This is a genomic window from Micromonospora okii, from assembly GCF_020884795.1.
Classification (GTDB): domain Bacteria; phylum Actinomycetota; class Actinomycetes; order Mycobacteriales; family Micromonosporaceae; genus Micromonospora; species Micromonospora okii.
On record NZ_BBZF01000021.1, the window covers coordinates 161,989 to 175,867 of the forward strand.

Sequence of the window (13,879 nt, forward strand, 5' to 3'; positions counted from 1 at the left end):
TCCTCATGGTGGTCACAGCCCTTCGGCCAGCGGGCCGAGGGCGAGCGCGGGTAGGAAGGTCAGCGCCACGAGGACCACCGTGACGCCGACGACCATCCCGACGAACAGGGGCCGGTGCGTGGGCAGCGTGCCCTCGGAGGCGGGCGTGGGCGTCTGCCGGGCCAGCGAGCCGGCCAGGGCGAGCACGAAGATGATCGGCAGGAACCGGCCCAGCAGCATGCACAGCCCGGTCGCGGTGTCCCACCACGTCGTGTTGACCGTGATGCCGCCGAACGCCGAGCCGTTGTTGTTGCTCGCCGAGGTGAACGCGTAGAGCACCTCGGAGAGCCCGTGCGGGCCGACGTTGAGCGTCGTGGAGTCGTTGCCGGTGGCGAAGGCCGTCGCCGTGGCGATCAGCACCAGCGCCGGGGTGACGAGGAAGTAGAGCGAGGCGAACTTGATCTCCCGCGCCCCGATCTTCCTGCCCAGGTACTCCGGGGTGCGCCCGACCATCAGGCCCGCCACGAACACGGTGAGCACGGCGAGGACGAGCATCCCGTACAGGCCCGAGCCGGTGCCGCCGGGCGCGACCTCGCCGAGCATCATGTTGATCATCGGCATCATGCCGCCGAGCGGGGTGTACGAGTCGTGGAACGAGTTCACCGCGCCGGTGGAGGTCAGCGTGGTGGCCGCCGCGAAGGTGGCCGAGTTCGACACATCGAAGCGCACCTCCTTGCCCTCCAGGGCCGCGCCGATCGCCTGCGGCACGGTGCCGCCGCCGGTCAGCTCGAAGACGTTGGTCAGGACGACACTGGCCAGCGCGAGGAGCGACATCACGGCGGCGATGGCGTAGCCCTGCCGCTTCTGCCCGACCATCCGGCCGAAGACCCGGGGCAGGCTGAACGGGATCACCAGGATCAGGAAGATCTCCAGCCAGTTCGTCCAGGCCGTCGGGTTCTCGAACGGGTGCGCGCTGTTGGCGTTGTAGAAGCCGCCGCCGTTCGTGCCCAGCTCCTTGATGACCTCCTGGCTGGCGACCGGCCCGCCGGGGACCGTCTGCGTGCCACCGGTCAGGGTGGCCGCCTCGGTGCCGCCGGAGAGGTTCTGCACCGCCCCGCCGAGCATCAGGGCGAGCGCGGCGAGCACCGCGATCGGCAGCAGGATCCGCAGGACGATCCGGGTGAGGTCCACCCAGAAGTTGCCGAGCTGGCCGGTGCGGCTGCGCGCGAAGCCGCGCACCAGCGCGACCGCCACGGCGATGCCGACGGCGGCGGAGACGAAGTTCTGCACCGCCAGCCCGGCCATCTGCACCAGGTGGCCCATGGTCGACTCGCCCGAGTACGACTGCCAGTTCGTGTTGGTCACGAACGACACCGCCGTGTTCCACGCGCCGTGCGGCACCACGGCGTCGAAGCCCAGCGACAGCCACAGCTTGTCCTGCACCCGCTGGAACGCGTACAGGAACAGCAGCGACACCGCGGAGAACGCCAACACGCTGCGGGCGTAGACCCCCCAGGTCTGCTCCGCCGCCGGGTTCGCCCCGACCAGCCGGTAGACGCCCCGCTCGACGCGGGAGGAGCGGGTGCCGGAGACGACCCGGAACATGTGGTCGCCGAGCGGCTTGTGGACGGCGACGAGGGCCGCCACCAGGGACAGCACGAAGAGCACGCCCGCTGTTGTCATGGTCATCAGAACCGCTCCGGGAACAGCAGGGCGACCACCAGGAAGACTCCCAGGCCGATCGCGAGCGCCAGGCCCACGGCGTCGACGGCGCTCACAGCTTCTCCACCCCCCGCACCACCAGGGCGAGCGCCGCGAACAGCGCCACCGTCAGCACCACGAACACCACGTCAGACACGCTGACTCCTCTTACCGGAATGAGCTCGTCACGACCGCCTTCCGGTCGCGCCGAGCCATCACAACGCCTCGGAGAGCGTCCGGACAGGGCCGTTGACGCAGCCATGACGGCGGCCGGCGGATTCTTGACGCGCTTTTCACACCGACCCGTGAACCCGGTTGCCGCCCGCCACTCCGGGGGCGGAGACTGGGCGGGTGATCATCGTGCGCGCAGGAGCGGCCGGCCCCGGGGAGGACGTCGACGCCGCCGCCGGCATCTGGGCCGAGGCGACGGCCGCCCGCGACGGCGAGCCGGAGGCCGCGCCGCTGAGCCTCGCCCGCCCCCTCATCCAGGCGGTCCTCGACGCGCCCGGGGCGCTGCTGCTCGTCGCGCGCGACGACGCCGAGCGGGTCGTCGGCTTCGCCGCCGTCGCGCCCCTGCCGGCGGACGCGTCGACCGCCGAGGTCCGCTACGTCGGGGTGCGGCCCGCCGACTGGGGGCGGGGCGTCGGCCGGCACCTGATGCGGGAGCTGCCGGCCCACCTGGCCGCCGCCGGTTACACCCGGGCCGAGCTGGACGTGTACGTGGACAACCCCCGGGCGGTCCGGCTCTACGAGGGCCTGGGCTGGTCGCCGCACGGCGACGCCACGGCGCACCCGCGCAGCGGCCGGCTGGAACGGCGGTACGGACTCGACCTACCTCGGTGATGCCCCTGGGCCGGCGGGGCACCGGGCCGCGTCCACCCGCCCGGTAGCGGTCCACCCGCCCGGCGGCTCCTCGTTCCAGGGGGCCGCCGCGCCTGCGGGGCCCCCGGGGTGCGGCGCGACGCCGGCGTCACTCGCCCGGGCCGGGAGGGGCAGCCCCGTTGTCGACGAAGTCGAAGGTGGTGCCCTTCCCCGCGTCACCCTCGCCCAGGCGCTGGGCGACGAGGCCCTCCTCGTCCAGCGCGCGCAGGTGGAGCCCACCCTGACCCGCGATCGTGTAGGCGGGGCGCCCCTCGTCGGTCTCCCCCGCCGCGGAGATGGTGAACATCTGGCCTGCGCGGCCGGCGTCGCAGGGGGCCGCCACGACCGTCGTGGGGGCGGTCCCGTCGTCGCGCAGGCCCATGCACTCGGGCTCGCCGTGCTCGCGCACCTTCGCGGTGCGGATCTGGTACCTCTTCCCACCGGCGGGCAGCAACACGAACAGGCTCGTGTCCGTGTCGCCGTCGGTCAGGTCCAGCCGGCCCTTGGCGTCCAACGCCAGGATCGACTCGAACGAGTCGACCGGCCGCAGGACGATCTGCCGCTTGCCCCGCAGGATCGGGTCCGCGCCGCCCGTCCCCGGCCGGGCCTCGGACCGGGTGGCCGTCGGTGAAGGCGGGCCGGCGCTCGTGCCGTCGACGGCGGGCGCCGACGTCGCCGACGGGGCGGCAGAGTTTCCGGCCTCGGGGGTGGACGTGGTGCAGGCCGACGCGGACGCGGCGACGCCGACGGCCAGCACCGCCACGACGGCGCGACGCACAGCGGCGGGGTGGAGCACGGCAGCGGGGCGGGACGACAGGTCCGGCATGAGCAACTCCTCGGTCCTCGGCCATCATCGAAGGCGGCGACATCGAGCGATGCCCGTCGAGGGTATCGCTACCGCCCACGCGCCGTGGCCACGGCGGTTCGGTCGGCGAGTCCTCCGGCGACGGTCGGCGCGTCGCCCACGACCCGCGCCGCGCCTGCCCGGCGGTCGACACGGTCGAGGCGGCGACGGCGGGCCGGTCAGGCCGAGGCGGCGTCGGCCACGGCCGAGGCGAACCAGCCGGTGATGGTCGTCGGATGGGTGATGGCGGTGCCGACGACCACGGCCCACGCGCCCGCGCGCAGCGCCTCGGCCGCCTGCCCCGGCGTGTGGATCCGCCCCTCGGCGACCACCGGCACGTCGACGGCGCGCGCGAGCCGGGCGACCAGGTCGAGGTCGGGGCCGTCCCCCTTGGTGGTGTAGGCCGTGTAGCCGGCGAGCGTGGTGCCCACCAGGTCCGCGCCCGCCTCGGCGGCGGCGACGCCCTCGTCCAGGGTGGCGCAGTCGGCCATCACCAGGGCCCCGGTCCGCTCGTGGACGGCGGCGACCGTCTCGGCGAGGGTCAGCCCGTCGGGGCGGGGCCGGCAGGTCGCGTCGAGCGCGACGACGTGGGCCCCGGCCCGGGCGACGGCCACGGCGTGCTCCATCGTCGGGGTGATGAAGACGTCGTCGTCGCCGTCCTTCCAGAGCCCGATCAGGGGCAGGTCGACCGCGGCGCGGATCGCGGCGATGTCCGCCGGCCCCTGGGCGCGGATGCCGGCGGCCCCGCCCCGGGCGGCGGCGAGGGCCACGCGGCGCATCGTGTCGGGGTCGCGCATCGGCTCCCCCGGGTACGCCTGGCACGAGACCACCAGCCGGTGACGCAGCCGCTCGATCACCGCGTTCACGACCGCACCTCCCAGGCCAGCGACGCGGCGCCGACGACCGGGGCGTCCGCGCCGAGGGCGGGGGCCAGCACGGGTACGGCGGCCAGGCCCGGCAGCACCTCACCGCGTACCGCCTCGCGCAGTGCCCGCCACCACGGCTCGCCGAGGCCGGTGACGCCGCCCCCGACGACCACGACGTGCGGGTCGAGCACGTTGACCAGCCCGCCGACGGCCGAGCCGACGGCGGTCCCGCCGAGCCGGACGACCTCCCCGGCCACCTCGTCGCCGCCCTCGGCGAGCGCGGCCACGGCCCGCAGGTCGTCGACCGGCCGCCCGGCGCGCCGGGCGTACTCGGCGGCGAGGCCGGGCCCGGAGGCGAGCGCCTCCAGGTGCCCCCGCCGCCCGCAGGGGCAGGGCAGCGACCCGGCGTACGGGGAGGGCTGGTGCCCGGCGTGGCCCGCCGCCGAGTGGGCGCCGGCGAGCACGGCGTCGCCGACGACGAACGAGGCGCCGATGCCGGTGCCGACGGCGACGAAGAGCACCGTCGCGTGCCCGGCCGCGACGCCGTGGCGTGCCTCGCCGAGGGCGTGCGCGTGCACGTCGTTGACGACAGCGACGGGCAGGCCCAGCAGGCCCCGCAGCCCCCCGCGCAGGTCCGTGCCGGCCCAGCCGGCCAGGGCGTCGGTGGCCGAGAGCACCCGGCCCGTGCGGCTGTCGACCACCCCGGCGCTGCCGACGCCGAGGGCGCGCACGCGGGTGCCCGTGGCCCGCGCGCGGAGCCGGTCGACCAGTCCGGCGGCGGTGTCGAGCACGGCGGTCGGGCCGGCCCGGCCCGGGGTGGCGGCGGTGGCGCGGTCGACCACCTCGCCCCGCCGGGTCACGAGCGCGGCGGTCGTCTTGGTGCCCCCGATGTCGAGCGCCGCGACGACCTCGTCGGCGTCGGCGGGGGGCGTGCGTGGCTCGGACATGCTCAGAGCAGCCCCGCCAGTTCCAGGTGGGCGCGCACGCGGGCCGTCTCGTCGGCGTCGAGGGGCCGCAGGGGCAGCGACACCGCGTTGCCGTCGATGACGCCGAGCAGGGCCAGGGCGGTCTTGAACGCGCCCACGCCCCGGGTCGCCCCGGCCGACGTGGCGGGGTCGGCCGCGTCGACGATGCGGAAGAGCCGGGTCAGGCGGTCCTGCTCGCGGCGGGCGGCGTCCCAGTCGCCGTCGACGGCGGCCCGGTGCAGCCGCACGTAACCGTCCGGGTCCACGTTGCCCAGCCCGGGGACGCTGCCGGACGCTCCGGCGAGCATCATCGCGTCGACCACCACCTCGTGCCCGGTCAGCAGGCTGAAGCCGCCGCCGGGGGTCCGCTCCGCGACCGCCAGCGCGAGCTGGCGGAACGCGACGTCGTCGCCGCTGGAGTCCTTGACGCCGGCGAGGACGCCCTCCGCCGCCAGCCGGACCAGCAGCTCCGTGGAGAGCTTCGTGTGCACGCAGACGGGGATGTCGTACGCGAAGAGGGGCAGCTCGACCGAGGAGGCGAGCGCCCGGAAGTGCCGCTCGGTCTCGTGGGGGCCGACGATGGCGTAGAAGGGGGCGGTCGCCACGAGGCCGTCGACGCCGAGGCGCGCCGCCGCCCCGGCCCGGTCGAGCACCCGGGGCGTGGTGGGCTCGATGCACCCGGCGATCACCGGCACCGCGCCGCCGACGGTCTTCACGACGGTGTCGAGGACGAGGTCCCGCTGGCTGTCGGTGAGGAAGACGGTCTCGCCGGAGCTGCCGAGCGCGAAGATGCCGTCGACGCCGGCGGCGAGCAGCCGCTCGACGAGCCGCTCCAGGGAGGGGACGTCGACCGCGCCCTCCTGCGTCAGGGGGGTGACGACCGGCGGCACGACTCCGGTGATCCTCGGGGCTGGCGTGGTCACGCTGTCTCCTCGACATGTAGGGGGGTGGTGCGGCCCGTCGCCGCCTTGGCGAGTTCGACGAGCTGGGCGCTGCCGACCCCTGCGGGAACGGGGTGGTGGCACCGGAACTCGTGGCCGCCGCCGAGGCCGCCCGGCTCGGTCGGCGGCAGGTCGGCGGCGCACACGTCGGTGGCGTTCCAGCAGCGGGTGCGGAACGGGCAGCCGCTGGGCGGCCGGGTGGCGGACGGCACGGGGCCGACCAGCGGGATCGGGTCGATCGGCGAGAGCAGGCCCGGCGTGGCGGAGAAGAGCGCCCGGGTGTACGGGTGCCGGCCGCCCTCGGGAAGCGCGGCGGCGGGCGTCTGCTCCACGATCCGGCCGAGGTACATCGTGACCACGCGGTCGCTGATCCGCTTGACGGTCTGGATGTCGTGGGAGACGAAGACCATGGCCAGCCCGAGGCGGTCCTTGAGGTCCAGCAGCAGGTTGAGGATCTGGGCCCGCACGGAGACGTCGAGGGCGCTCGTGGGCTCGTCGGCGATGACCAGCCCCGGCTCCAGGGCCAGGGCGCGCGCGATGGAGACCCGCTGGCGCTGGCCGCCGGAGAGCTGGCTGGGCAGGACGTCGGCGACCGAGGCGGGCAGCCCCACCAGGGACATCAGCTCCGTAACCCGCTCCTCCCGCTGCTCCCGCGTGCCCCGGCGGTGCACGTCGAGCGGGTCGCGCAGGATGTCGCGGACCGGCATCCGGCGGTTCAGCGAGGTGGCCGGGTCCTGGAAGATCATGCCGATGCCCGCGCCGATCCGCCGGCGGCGCTGCGCCATCGGCATCGTCCACACGTCCTCGCCGCCGACGGTGACCGAGCCGCTCGTCGGCCGCTGGAGCCCCACCAGCACCTTGGCCAGGGTGGACTTGCCGCAGCCGGACTCGCCGACGACGCCGATGGTCTCGCCGGCGCGCACGGTCAGGTCCGCGCCGGTGAGGGCGTACACCCGCTCGCGGCTGAACAGGCCGCCGGCGCGGGCGCGGTGCACCACGTGCACGTCGCGCAGCTCCGCGATCGGCGGGCGCTCGTCGGTGGCGCTCATCGGGCCAGTTCCTCTTCCCTGTCGGCGGCGGCCGGGTGGTGGCAGGCGTACCCGTGGGTGTCGGTGCCCTCCAGGCGGGGGGCGGTGTCGTGGCAGACCCGGGTCGCCGCCGGGCAGCGGTCGGCGAACCGGCAGCCCGCCGGGAAGTCCGCCGGGGACGGCACCACGCCACGGATCTGGGTGAGCCGCTCGGCGCCGGTCTCCAGGGAGAGCACGGAGCCGAGCAGCCCACGGGCGTAGTGGTGGGCCGGGGCCCCGATCACGTCGGCGGTGACGCCGGCCTCGACGATTTGCCCGCCGTACATGACGACGACGCGGTCCGCGACGGCGCTGACCAGGGCGAGGTCGTGGCTGACCAGGATCAGGGCGAAGCCGAGCTGCTCGCGCAGCCGCAGCAGCAGCTCCATCACCTGCGCCTGCACGGTGACGTCGAGCGCGGTGGTCGGCTCGTCGGCGATGATCAGGCGCGGGTCGCGGGACAGGGCCATGGCGATCACCACCCGCTGCCGCTGCCCGCCGGAGAGCTCGTGCGGGTACGCGGCCAGGGTGCGCCCCGGGTCCAGGCCCACCAGCCCCATCAGCTCCTCCGCCGAGCGGGTGCCGCCACGGCGGATCATCTGCGCCAACTGGGCCCCGACGCGCAGCGAGGGGTTCAACGCCGAGAGGGCGTCCTGGTAGACCATCGCGATCTCGCGCCCCATCAGGGCGCGCCGCCGCTTCGGGCTCATCGGCAGCAGGTCGGCGCCCTGGAAGCGGATCTCCCCCCGCACCCGGGCCCCCTGGGGCAGCAGCCCCATGACGGCCAGCGAGGTCAGCGACTTGCCCGAGCCGGACTCCCCGACGAGGCCGAGGACCTCGCCGGGACGGACATCGAAGGTCAGGTCGTCGACGATGTCGACGCCCCGGTGGCGTCCCTCGAAGCCGATCGACAGGTTCCTGACCTGGAGGACGGGCTCGCCCTGCGGCAGGGGCCGGGCGCGCTCGCGCAGCCGCCGCGCCGCCTCGGGCAGGCCGGGCAGGCGTACGACCTCGCCGGAGCCCGGCGTCGCCTCCGCCGCCGGTGCGGCGGTCGGTGTCGTGGCGGCGCGGCGGGCCGCCGGGGCGGCCCACGCGTCGGACATCCCCTCGGAGAGCACGTTGAGGGCGAGCACGGTGAGCAGGATCAGCAGGCCGGGGAAGAAGGTGGCCCACCAGCCGCCGATCTGCACCATCTCCTTGCCGAAGGCGATCACCGAGCCCCACGAGGACTCGGCCTCCTGCGGGGCCAGCCCGCCGCCGATGAAGGAGAGGGACGCCTCGAAGACGATGGCGTCGGCGACCATGACGGTGGCGAAGACGAGGATGGGGGCGGCGCAGTTGCGCAGGACGTGCCGCCAGAGGATGTGTGGCCGCCGGGCGCCGATGATCCGCTCGGCCGCCACGTAGTCCTCCCGGTACTGGGAGAGCACGTTGGCGCGCACGATGCGCGCGACCGACGGGGTGAAGACGAAGCCGATCGCGACCACGAGCACCAGGAGGCTGTTCTTCCCGAAGGAGATGATCAGCAGGGCGGAGAGCACGATGGCGGGGAAGGCCATGACCACGTCGAGGCAGCGCATCAGCACCTCGTCGACGGCCGCCCGGCTGGTGCCCGCGAGCGCGCCGAGGACCGCGCCGAGCAGCAGGGCGATGCCCGCGCCGCCGAAGCCGACGATCAGCGAGCGCCGGGTGCCGGCGACCAGCCGCGAGTACACGTCGCGCCCGAGCTTGTCCAGGCCGAACCAGTGCTCGCCGCTCGGGCCGGTCAGCGCCGGGGCGAGCCCGGCCTGGGCGGGGTCGTGCCGGATCAGCAGCGGCGCGAGGAGCCCCACCGCGACGACGAGCAGGACGAAGCCGAGGGCGATCCGGGCGGGGACGCCGAGCCGTCTGAAGGCGACGCCGGGGCGTGACAGCCGGGCGGTGAGGGTGCGACGCATCAGTGGGCTCCGCGCAGTCGGGGGTTGGCGAAGAGGTAGAGGATGTCGACGACCAGGTTCACGACGACGAAGCCGACGGCGATCGTCAGGACGGTCCCCTGCGCGAGGGCGGTGTCGTTCTGCTGCACCGCGCTCATGATCTGGGTGCCCATGCCGGGCAGCGAGAAGATCGCCTCGATGACGACCGTGCCGCCGATGAGGTAGCCGATCCGCAGGCCCAGCACGGTGAGCGGGTTGACCAGGGCGTTGCGCAGCACGTTGCGCCCGATGACCACCCGGGGCGGCAGCCCGGCGCCGATCGCGGTGCGGACGTAGTCCTTGTCGAGTTCCTCGACCATCGACGTGCGCACGATCCTGGCGAGCGCGCAGCCGACCGGCACGGCCAGGGCGAGGGCGGGCAGGGCGAGGGACTGCAACCAGAGGCCGACCGAGTCGCCGGGGTTGACGTAGCCGCCGGTCGGGAAGACCGGGCGGCGCACCGAGAGCTCCTGGATGAGCAGGAGGGCCAGCCAGAAGGACGGCGTGGCGATGCCGGCCATGGAGACGAAGCGGATGACCTGGTCGGGCCAGCGGTCCCGGTACAGCGCCGCCGGGAGACCGAGGGCCAGCGCGATGACCAGCGCGCCGAGGGCGCCCAGGGCCGTGAGCTGGATCGTGAGCGGCAGGGCCGTGGCGATCTTGTCGGCGACCGGCACCGACGGCGGGAAGGTCATGCCCAGGTCGCCCCGGGCCAGGTCGCCGAGGAAGTGCAGGTAGCGCAGGGGCAGCGGGTCGTCGAGGCCGTTGGCGGCCTTGAACGCCGCGACCTGCGCGGGCGTCGCCTGGTCGCCGAGGACGGACAGCGCGGGGTCGATCGGGGAGAACTGCATGATCACGAAGACGAACAGCGTGATGCCCAGAACCAGGGGGATCAGGGTCAGCAGTCGTCGCGCGACCAGGCTCAGAACGCTCAGCATGGTGTCTTTCTCTCGTCGAGAGCCGCCGGGACGTCCCGCCCCGGCCCGGAGGGGGACGGGCGGGGCGGGACGCGGAGGGGGCGGGTTCCGTGCCCCCGGGCGGGCTCAGCCGCTGCGGCCGGTGCCCAGGAAGTACAGGCCCGTGGTCGCCGCGCCCGAGAAGCCGGCGAGCTTGGCGGGGTCGTAGGCGGTGACGACCTTGGTGTGCAGGATCGGGTAGAGCGCGGCCTCCTCGGCCGCCATGTCGAGGGCCTGCTTCCACACGGCCTTGCGGGCCGCCTCGTCGGGCGTCTGGGCGGCCTTGTCGAGCAGGTCGGCCATCGCCTTCCGGTCGGCGGCGGGCCAGCGGTAGCGCTGCCCCGGCCAGGTCTCGCCGTAGTAGAACCACCGCATGAGCAGGTCGGTGTCGACGCCGAAGACGCTGGGGTCACCGGTGGCCATCAGCACCCGGAAGGTGTCCTTCGGCACGACGTCGCCGTAGATGGCCGCGGAGGGCACCGTGTTCAGGCTGGCGTCGACGCCGATCTTCTTCCACTGCTCGATGACCAGCGGGGCGACGTCCTTCACCACCGAGTTGTCCGTGGTGTCGAGCCGGAACGACAGGTTCGTCACCCCGGCCTCGGCGAGCAGGGCCTTGGCCTTCTCCGGGTCGTAGCCGTAGACCGTGGCGGCCTTCTGGTAGTCCTTGTTGCCCTCGTCCAGGTAGCTCGTCGCCGGGCTGCCGTAGCCGTTGAGCGCCGTCTTGATGACCGCGTCCTTGTCGATCGCGTAGTGCAGGGCCTGGCGCACCCGGTTGTCGCTGAACGGCGCGGCCGACGAGTTGAACATGAGGAAGACCTGGTTGAAGGCCTGCTTCACGTCGACGGTGTACTTGCCCTTGAGCGAGTCGACGTTCAGGTACGGCACCGCCTCGATGGCCTGGACGCGACCGCCCTGCAGGTCCGACACCCGCGCCGAGGCCTCCGTGGTGGTGTTCCACGTCATCGTGTCGACCTTGGCGGGCCGGGGGCCGCCGTAGTTCGGGTTCTTGCTCAGCTTGACGCCCGACTCCTTCGACGCGCTGTCCATCTTGAACGGGCCGGAGCCGATGGGCGCGGTGTCGAAGGCCTTCGCGGCGGCGGCGTCGCCGGTCTTCGCCTTCGGGACGATCTTGATCACCGCGATCCGCTCGGCGAACAGGGCGAACGGGTACTTCAGCTTGAACTCGGCGGTCGTGGCGTCCTTGGCGGTGACCGAGTCGATGAACGAGACGAACCCCTGCATCAGCGGCGGGGTGGCCGCGTCCGCCGGCTTGAGCACGCGGTTGAAGGACCAGGCGACGTCCTCGGCGGTGACGGGGGTGCCGTCGGAGAACTTCGCGCCGTCGCGCACCGACACCGTGTACGTGAGCCCGTCGGGGCCGGCCACCGGGTCGGCCTTGGCCAGGGCACGGTACGGTTCGCGGGTCACCGGGTCGAGATCGATCAGACCCTCGAAGATGTGCTGGTTGACCGCCGTCGCCACCGCCGAGGAGGCGTTGCCGGGGTCGAACCCGCTGGAGAGGGTGAACGCCAACGTGGTCTCGATCGACGCCTTGCCACCGCCTCCGACGGCGTTGGTCGAGGCGGGGCCGCCACCGCACGCCGCCAGCCCGATCGCCAGGGCTGCGGCAAGGGACGCGACGGCCAGGGAGCGGGCCCGGCGCGGGGATGCGCTCCGGCTCCTCGGTGGCTTACCAGTGGTGCTCACGGAGCTGCCTCCATAGGCTCTTCATGCGCTCGCGTCACCGCTCGCGCCGGGGGATTTTCAGGGTATGGGTATGACGTCTGATGTCTGATGCCGATAGCCTGAGCGTTGCAGATTCGTGAACGAAGGGCAAGGGGCAGATGACGACCATTGACGCGACGCCGCTACGCGGCACGGAGCGCCCGGGCCCCCGCCGGCAGGAGGTCGCGACCAGGATCAAGGAGTACATCCTGCGCAATCGCCTCAAGCCGGGCAATCCCCTCCCCACCGAGGTGGAGCTCTGCGAGGCGGTCGGGGCCAGCCGCTCCAGCGTCCGCGAGGCGGTCAAGATCCTCTCCGCCCTCGACATCGTGGAGGTGCGGCACGGCCACGGCACCTTCGTCGGCCGCATGTCCCTCAACGCCCTCGTGGAGAGCCTCACGTTCCGCGGCCTGCTCAGCGGCGAGGAGGACCACCACGTGCTGGGGCAGGTCGTGGACGTCCGACAGACCCTCGAGCAGGGCCTGGCAGCCGAGGCCATCGGCCTCCTGGACGACGCGCACCGCGCGGACCTCTCCGCGCTGGTCGACGAGATGGAGCGCCTGGCCGCCCAGGGGAGGGACTTCCTGGAGGTTGACCGGGCGTTCCACCTGAAGCTGATGGAGCCGCTGGGCAACGACCTGATCCTCCAGTTGACCGAGGCGTTCTGGCAGGTCCAGGCCATTGTGGCCCCCACGCTGCGCACCGAGCCGGAGGACCGGGTGATCACCGCCCAGCGGCACCGGGCCATCGTGGACGCCGTGGCCGCCGGCGACCCGGCGCGCCTGCGCACGGCCATCGCCGAGCACTACGCGCCCATCCGGGCGAGCATCGCCCGCGCCGTGCGGTCCTGAGCCGACGGCGCACCGTTCTGGTGCCGGTGGGTGCCACTGACGTCGACGATCCGGCGGCCCGCGGCCGGCTCGCCGGCGAGCCACCACGGCGGTGGGTGACCGGGCCGGGGCGCGCGTCGTCCACCCGAGGTTCCGGCGGGCACCGCAAGTCGGGTCACATGTGGACGGTCTCGCGGGCCTGCGGGGTCACCGGGCCGTGGGTGCACCGGCCGGTGCGACCCAGCCGGGTGAGCAGCGGCAGGGGGAACAGCAGCAGAGCCAGGTTCGACAGCATCCAGAACGGTCGAACTGGGCGCGTTGCGCGAAGTAGGCCACGGCCATGCCGCCAGCGGTAGCGGTCAACGCGAGCGAGATGGACAGCAGCGCTGGTGCCGACGGCAGCCTCCGGCGCATCGCGCGTACGGCGGCGAGCCCGGTCAGCGACGCGGGCGCAGGTGAGCAAAGGCGGGTTGATGTATCACTTCCCGTCCAAGGAGGCGCTGCTGACCGCGCTCGTCGCGCGCGCGGTCACGGCAGTCGACGACGCCCTGGCCGACGCCGCCGCCAGCACAACCCCGGGGCCTTCACCCGCGCCTACCTCGACGTCACCATCCCCGCCGCCCCGCCCGCCCCGGACGCCGTCGACCACGACGCCCCCGTCGCGGCCCTGGCCGCAGCGGTCGCGCTGGACCCCCGCCTGCTGGCCCCGTTACGCGATGCCTACGCCCGCTGGCAGGACCGACTGGAACACGACGGCATCGACACCGCGGCGGCCACCACGGTGCGCCTAGCCGTCGAGGGCTGGTGGCTCGCCGCCCTGTTGGGCCTGCCGCCGCTCGCCGCCGACGTCCACCGCAGCACCCGCAACCTGCTGGAGTCGCTCACCGGGTCCACAGCCGCACAGCCGCCGCGTCGACCCCGTCGGTGAGCGCCCCCGAAAGGCTGCGGAGATCGCCGGTCAGCCGCAACGCCCTGAAGGCAGACCCGTAGAGAAGGCAAGTCTTTTCGGTCCCTGATGGAGCTGCCCGCGCGAACGGGACGCCGTGGGCGTGCCGCCGACCCCAGGGCGCGTCATCACCCACGCCCGCCGCGCGTTGCCACTGACGACCGCCCACGCGGCAGGAGCAGGGCACCGTCGGTAGCGCAGACGGAGCAGCTCCATCAGGCGACCGAACACCTGTGCCGC

13 protein-coding genes are annotated in these 13,879 nt (G+C 73.9%); 3 read left to right on the forward strand and 10 right to left on the reverse strand.

Annotated elements, in window-relative coordinates; genetic code table 11:
- Positions 1-12: 12 nt before the first annotated feature.
- Complete coding sequence (gene kdpA / locus LPU43_RS20655; protein WP_229402137.1) at positions 13-1,668, reverse strand: potassium-transporting ATPase subunit KdpA; 1,656 nt, start codon at positions 1,666-1,668, stop codon at positions 13-15.
- The gene (gene kdpF, locus LPU43_RS20660) at positions 1,668-1,757 is read right to left on the reverse strand and encodes a K(+)-transporting ATPase subunit F (RefSeq protein ID WP_229402138.1); all 90 of its coding nucleotides are present in this window, start codon (positions 1,755-1,757) and stop codon (positions 1,668-1,670) included. Before kdpF ends, kdpA begins: the two co-directional genes overlap by 1 nt.
- Before the next feature lie 274 nt (positions 1,758-2,031).
- Here kdpF and LPU43_RS20665 point away from each other — a divergent pair, with 274 nt between their 5' ends.
- Positions 2,032-2,523 (forward strand): GNAT family N-acetyltransferase, encoded by a 492-nt coding sequence (locus tag LPU43_RS20665; RefSeq protein ID WP_229402139.1) that lies wholly within the window; start codon positions 2,032-2,034, stop codon positions 2,521-2,523.
- 127 nt (positions 2,524-2,650) lie between these two features.
- On the opposite strand, the gene LPU43_RS20670 is transcribed toward LPU43_RS20665, so the two are convergent.
- From LPU43_RS20670 to LPU43_RS20705, 8 genes are all read right to left on the reverse strand, one after another.
- The gene (locus tag LPU43_RS20670) at positions 2,651-3,367 is read right to left on the reverse strand and encodes a hypothetical protein (protein ID WP_229402140.1); all 717 of its coding nucleotides are present in this window, start codon (positions 3,365-3,367) and stop codon (positions 2,651-2,653) included.
- A gap of 197 nt (positions 3,368-3,564) precedes the next feature.
- A complete protein-coding gene (locus LPU43_RS20675; RefSeq protein WP_229402141.1) occupies positions 3,565-4,251 on the reverse strand; it encodes an N-acetylmannosamine-6-phosphate 2-epimerase in 687 nt (228 codons plus the stop codon).
- On the reverse strand, positions 4,248-5,198 hold the full coding sequence (locus LPU43_RS20680; protein ID WP_229402142.1) for an ROK family protein: 951 nt from the start codon (positions 5,196-5,198) through the stop codon (positions 4,248-4,250). The genes LPU43_RS20675 and LPU43_RS20680 overlap by 4 nt, the downstream gene beginning before the upstream one ends.
- Before the next feature lie 2 nt (positions 5,199-5,200).
- Positions 5,201-6,139, reverse strand: coding sequence for a dihydrodipicolinate synthase family protein (locus LPU43_RS20685; RefSeq protein ID WP_229402143.1), 939 nt, complete (start codon positions 6,137-6,139; stop codon positions 5,201-5,203).
- The gene (locus LPU43_RS20690; protein WP_229402144.1) at positions 6,136-7,206 is read right to left on the reverse strand and encodes an oligopeptide/dipeptide ABC transporter ATP-binding protein; all 1,071 of its coding nucleotides are present in this window, start codon (positions 7,204-7,206) and stop codon (positions 6,136-6,138) included. The genes LPU43_RS20685 and LPU43_RS20690 overlap by 4 nt, the downstream gene beginning before the upstream one ends.
- On the reverse strand, positions 7,203-9,161 hold the full coding sequence (locus tag LPU43_RS20695; protein ID WP_229402145.1) for a dipeptide/oligopeptide/nickel ABC transporter permease/ATP-binding protein: 1,959 nt from the start codon (positions 9,159-9,161) through the stop codon (positions 7,203-7,205). Before LPU43_RS20695 ends, LPU43_RS20690 begins: the two co-directional genes overlap by 4 nt.
- Complete coding sequence (locus tag LPU43_RS20700) at positions 9,161-10,117, reverse strand: ABC transporter permease (RefSeq protein ID WP_229402146.1); 957 nt, start codon at positions 10,115-10,117, stop codon at positions 9,161-9,163. The genes LPU43_RS20695 and LPU43_RS20700 overlap by 1 nt, the downstream gene beginning before the upstream one ends.
- Positions 10,118-10,222: 105 nt before the next feature.
- Positions 10,223-11,845 (reverse strand): ABC transporter substrate-binding protein, encoded by a 1,623-nt coding sequence (locus tag LPU43_RS20705; RefSeq protein ID WP_229402147.1) that lies wholly within the window; start codon positions 11,843-11,845, stop codon positions 10,223-10,225.
- Between the two features lie 137 nt (positions 11,846-11,982).
- Here LPU43_RS20705 and LPU43_RS20710 point away from each other — a divergent pair, with 137 nt between their 5' ends.
- The gene (locus LPU43_RS20710; protein ID WP_229402148.1) at positions 11,983-12,714 is read left to right on the forward strand and encodes a FadR/GntR family transcriptional regulator; all 732 of its coding nucleotides are present in this window, start codon (positions 11,983-11,985) and stop codon (positions 12,712-12,714) included.
- Positions 12,715-13,033: 319 nt separating this feature from the next.
- Positions 13,034-13,621 (forward strand): hypothetical protein, encoded by a 588-nt coding sequence (locus LPU43_RS29055; protein ID WP_229402149.1) that lies wholly within the window; start codon positions 13,034-13,036, stop codon positions 13,619-13,621.
- The last annotated feature ends 258 nt before the right edge of the window (positions 13,622-13,879 follow it).

Bases quoted from the DNA above. Each gene is read 5' to 3' on its own strand.
- kdpA (WP_229402137.1), bottom strand. From the start codon at position 1,668: ATGACCATGACAACAGCGGGCGTGCTCTTCGTGCTGTCCCTGGTGGCG.
- LPU43_RS20670 (WP_229402140.1), bottom strand. From the start codon at position 3,367: ATGCCGGACCTGTCGTCCCGCCCCGCTGCCGTGCTCCACCCCGCCGCT.
- LPU43_RS20680 (WP_229402142.1), bottom strand. From the start codon at position 5,198: ATGTCCGAGCCACGCACGCCCCCCGCCGACGCCGACGAGGTCGTCGCG.
- LPU43_RS20690 (WP_229402144.1), bottom strand. From the start codon at position 7,206: ATGAGCGCCACCGACGAGCGCCCGCCGATCGCGGAGCTGCGCGACGTG.
- LPU43_RS20695 (WP_229402145.1), bottom strand. From the start codon at position 9,161: ATGCGTCGCACCCTCACCGCCCGGCTGTCACGCCCCGGCGTCGCCTTC.
- LPU43_RS20700 (WP_229402146.1), bottom strand. From the start codon at position 10,117: ATGCTGAGCGTTCTGAGCCTGGTCGCGCGACGACTGCTGACCCTGATC.
- LPU43_RS20710 (WP_229402148.1), top strand. From the start codon at position 11,983: ATGACGACCATTGACGCGACGCCGCTACGCGGCACGGAGCGCCCGGGC.
- LPU43_RS29055 (WP_229402149.1), top strand. From the start codon at position 13,034: ATGCCGCCAGCGGTAGCGGTCAACGCGAGCGAGATGGACAGCAGCGCT.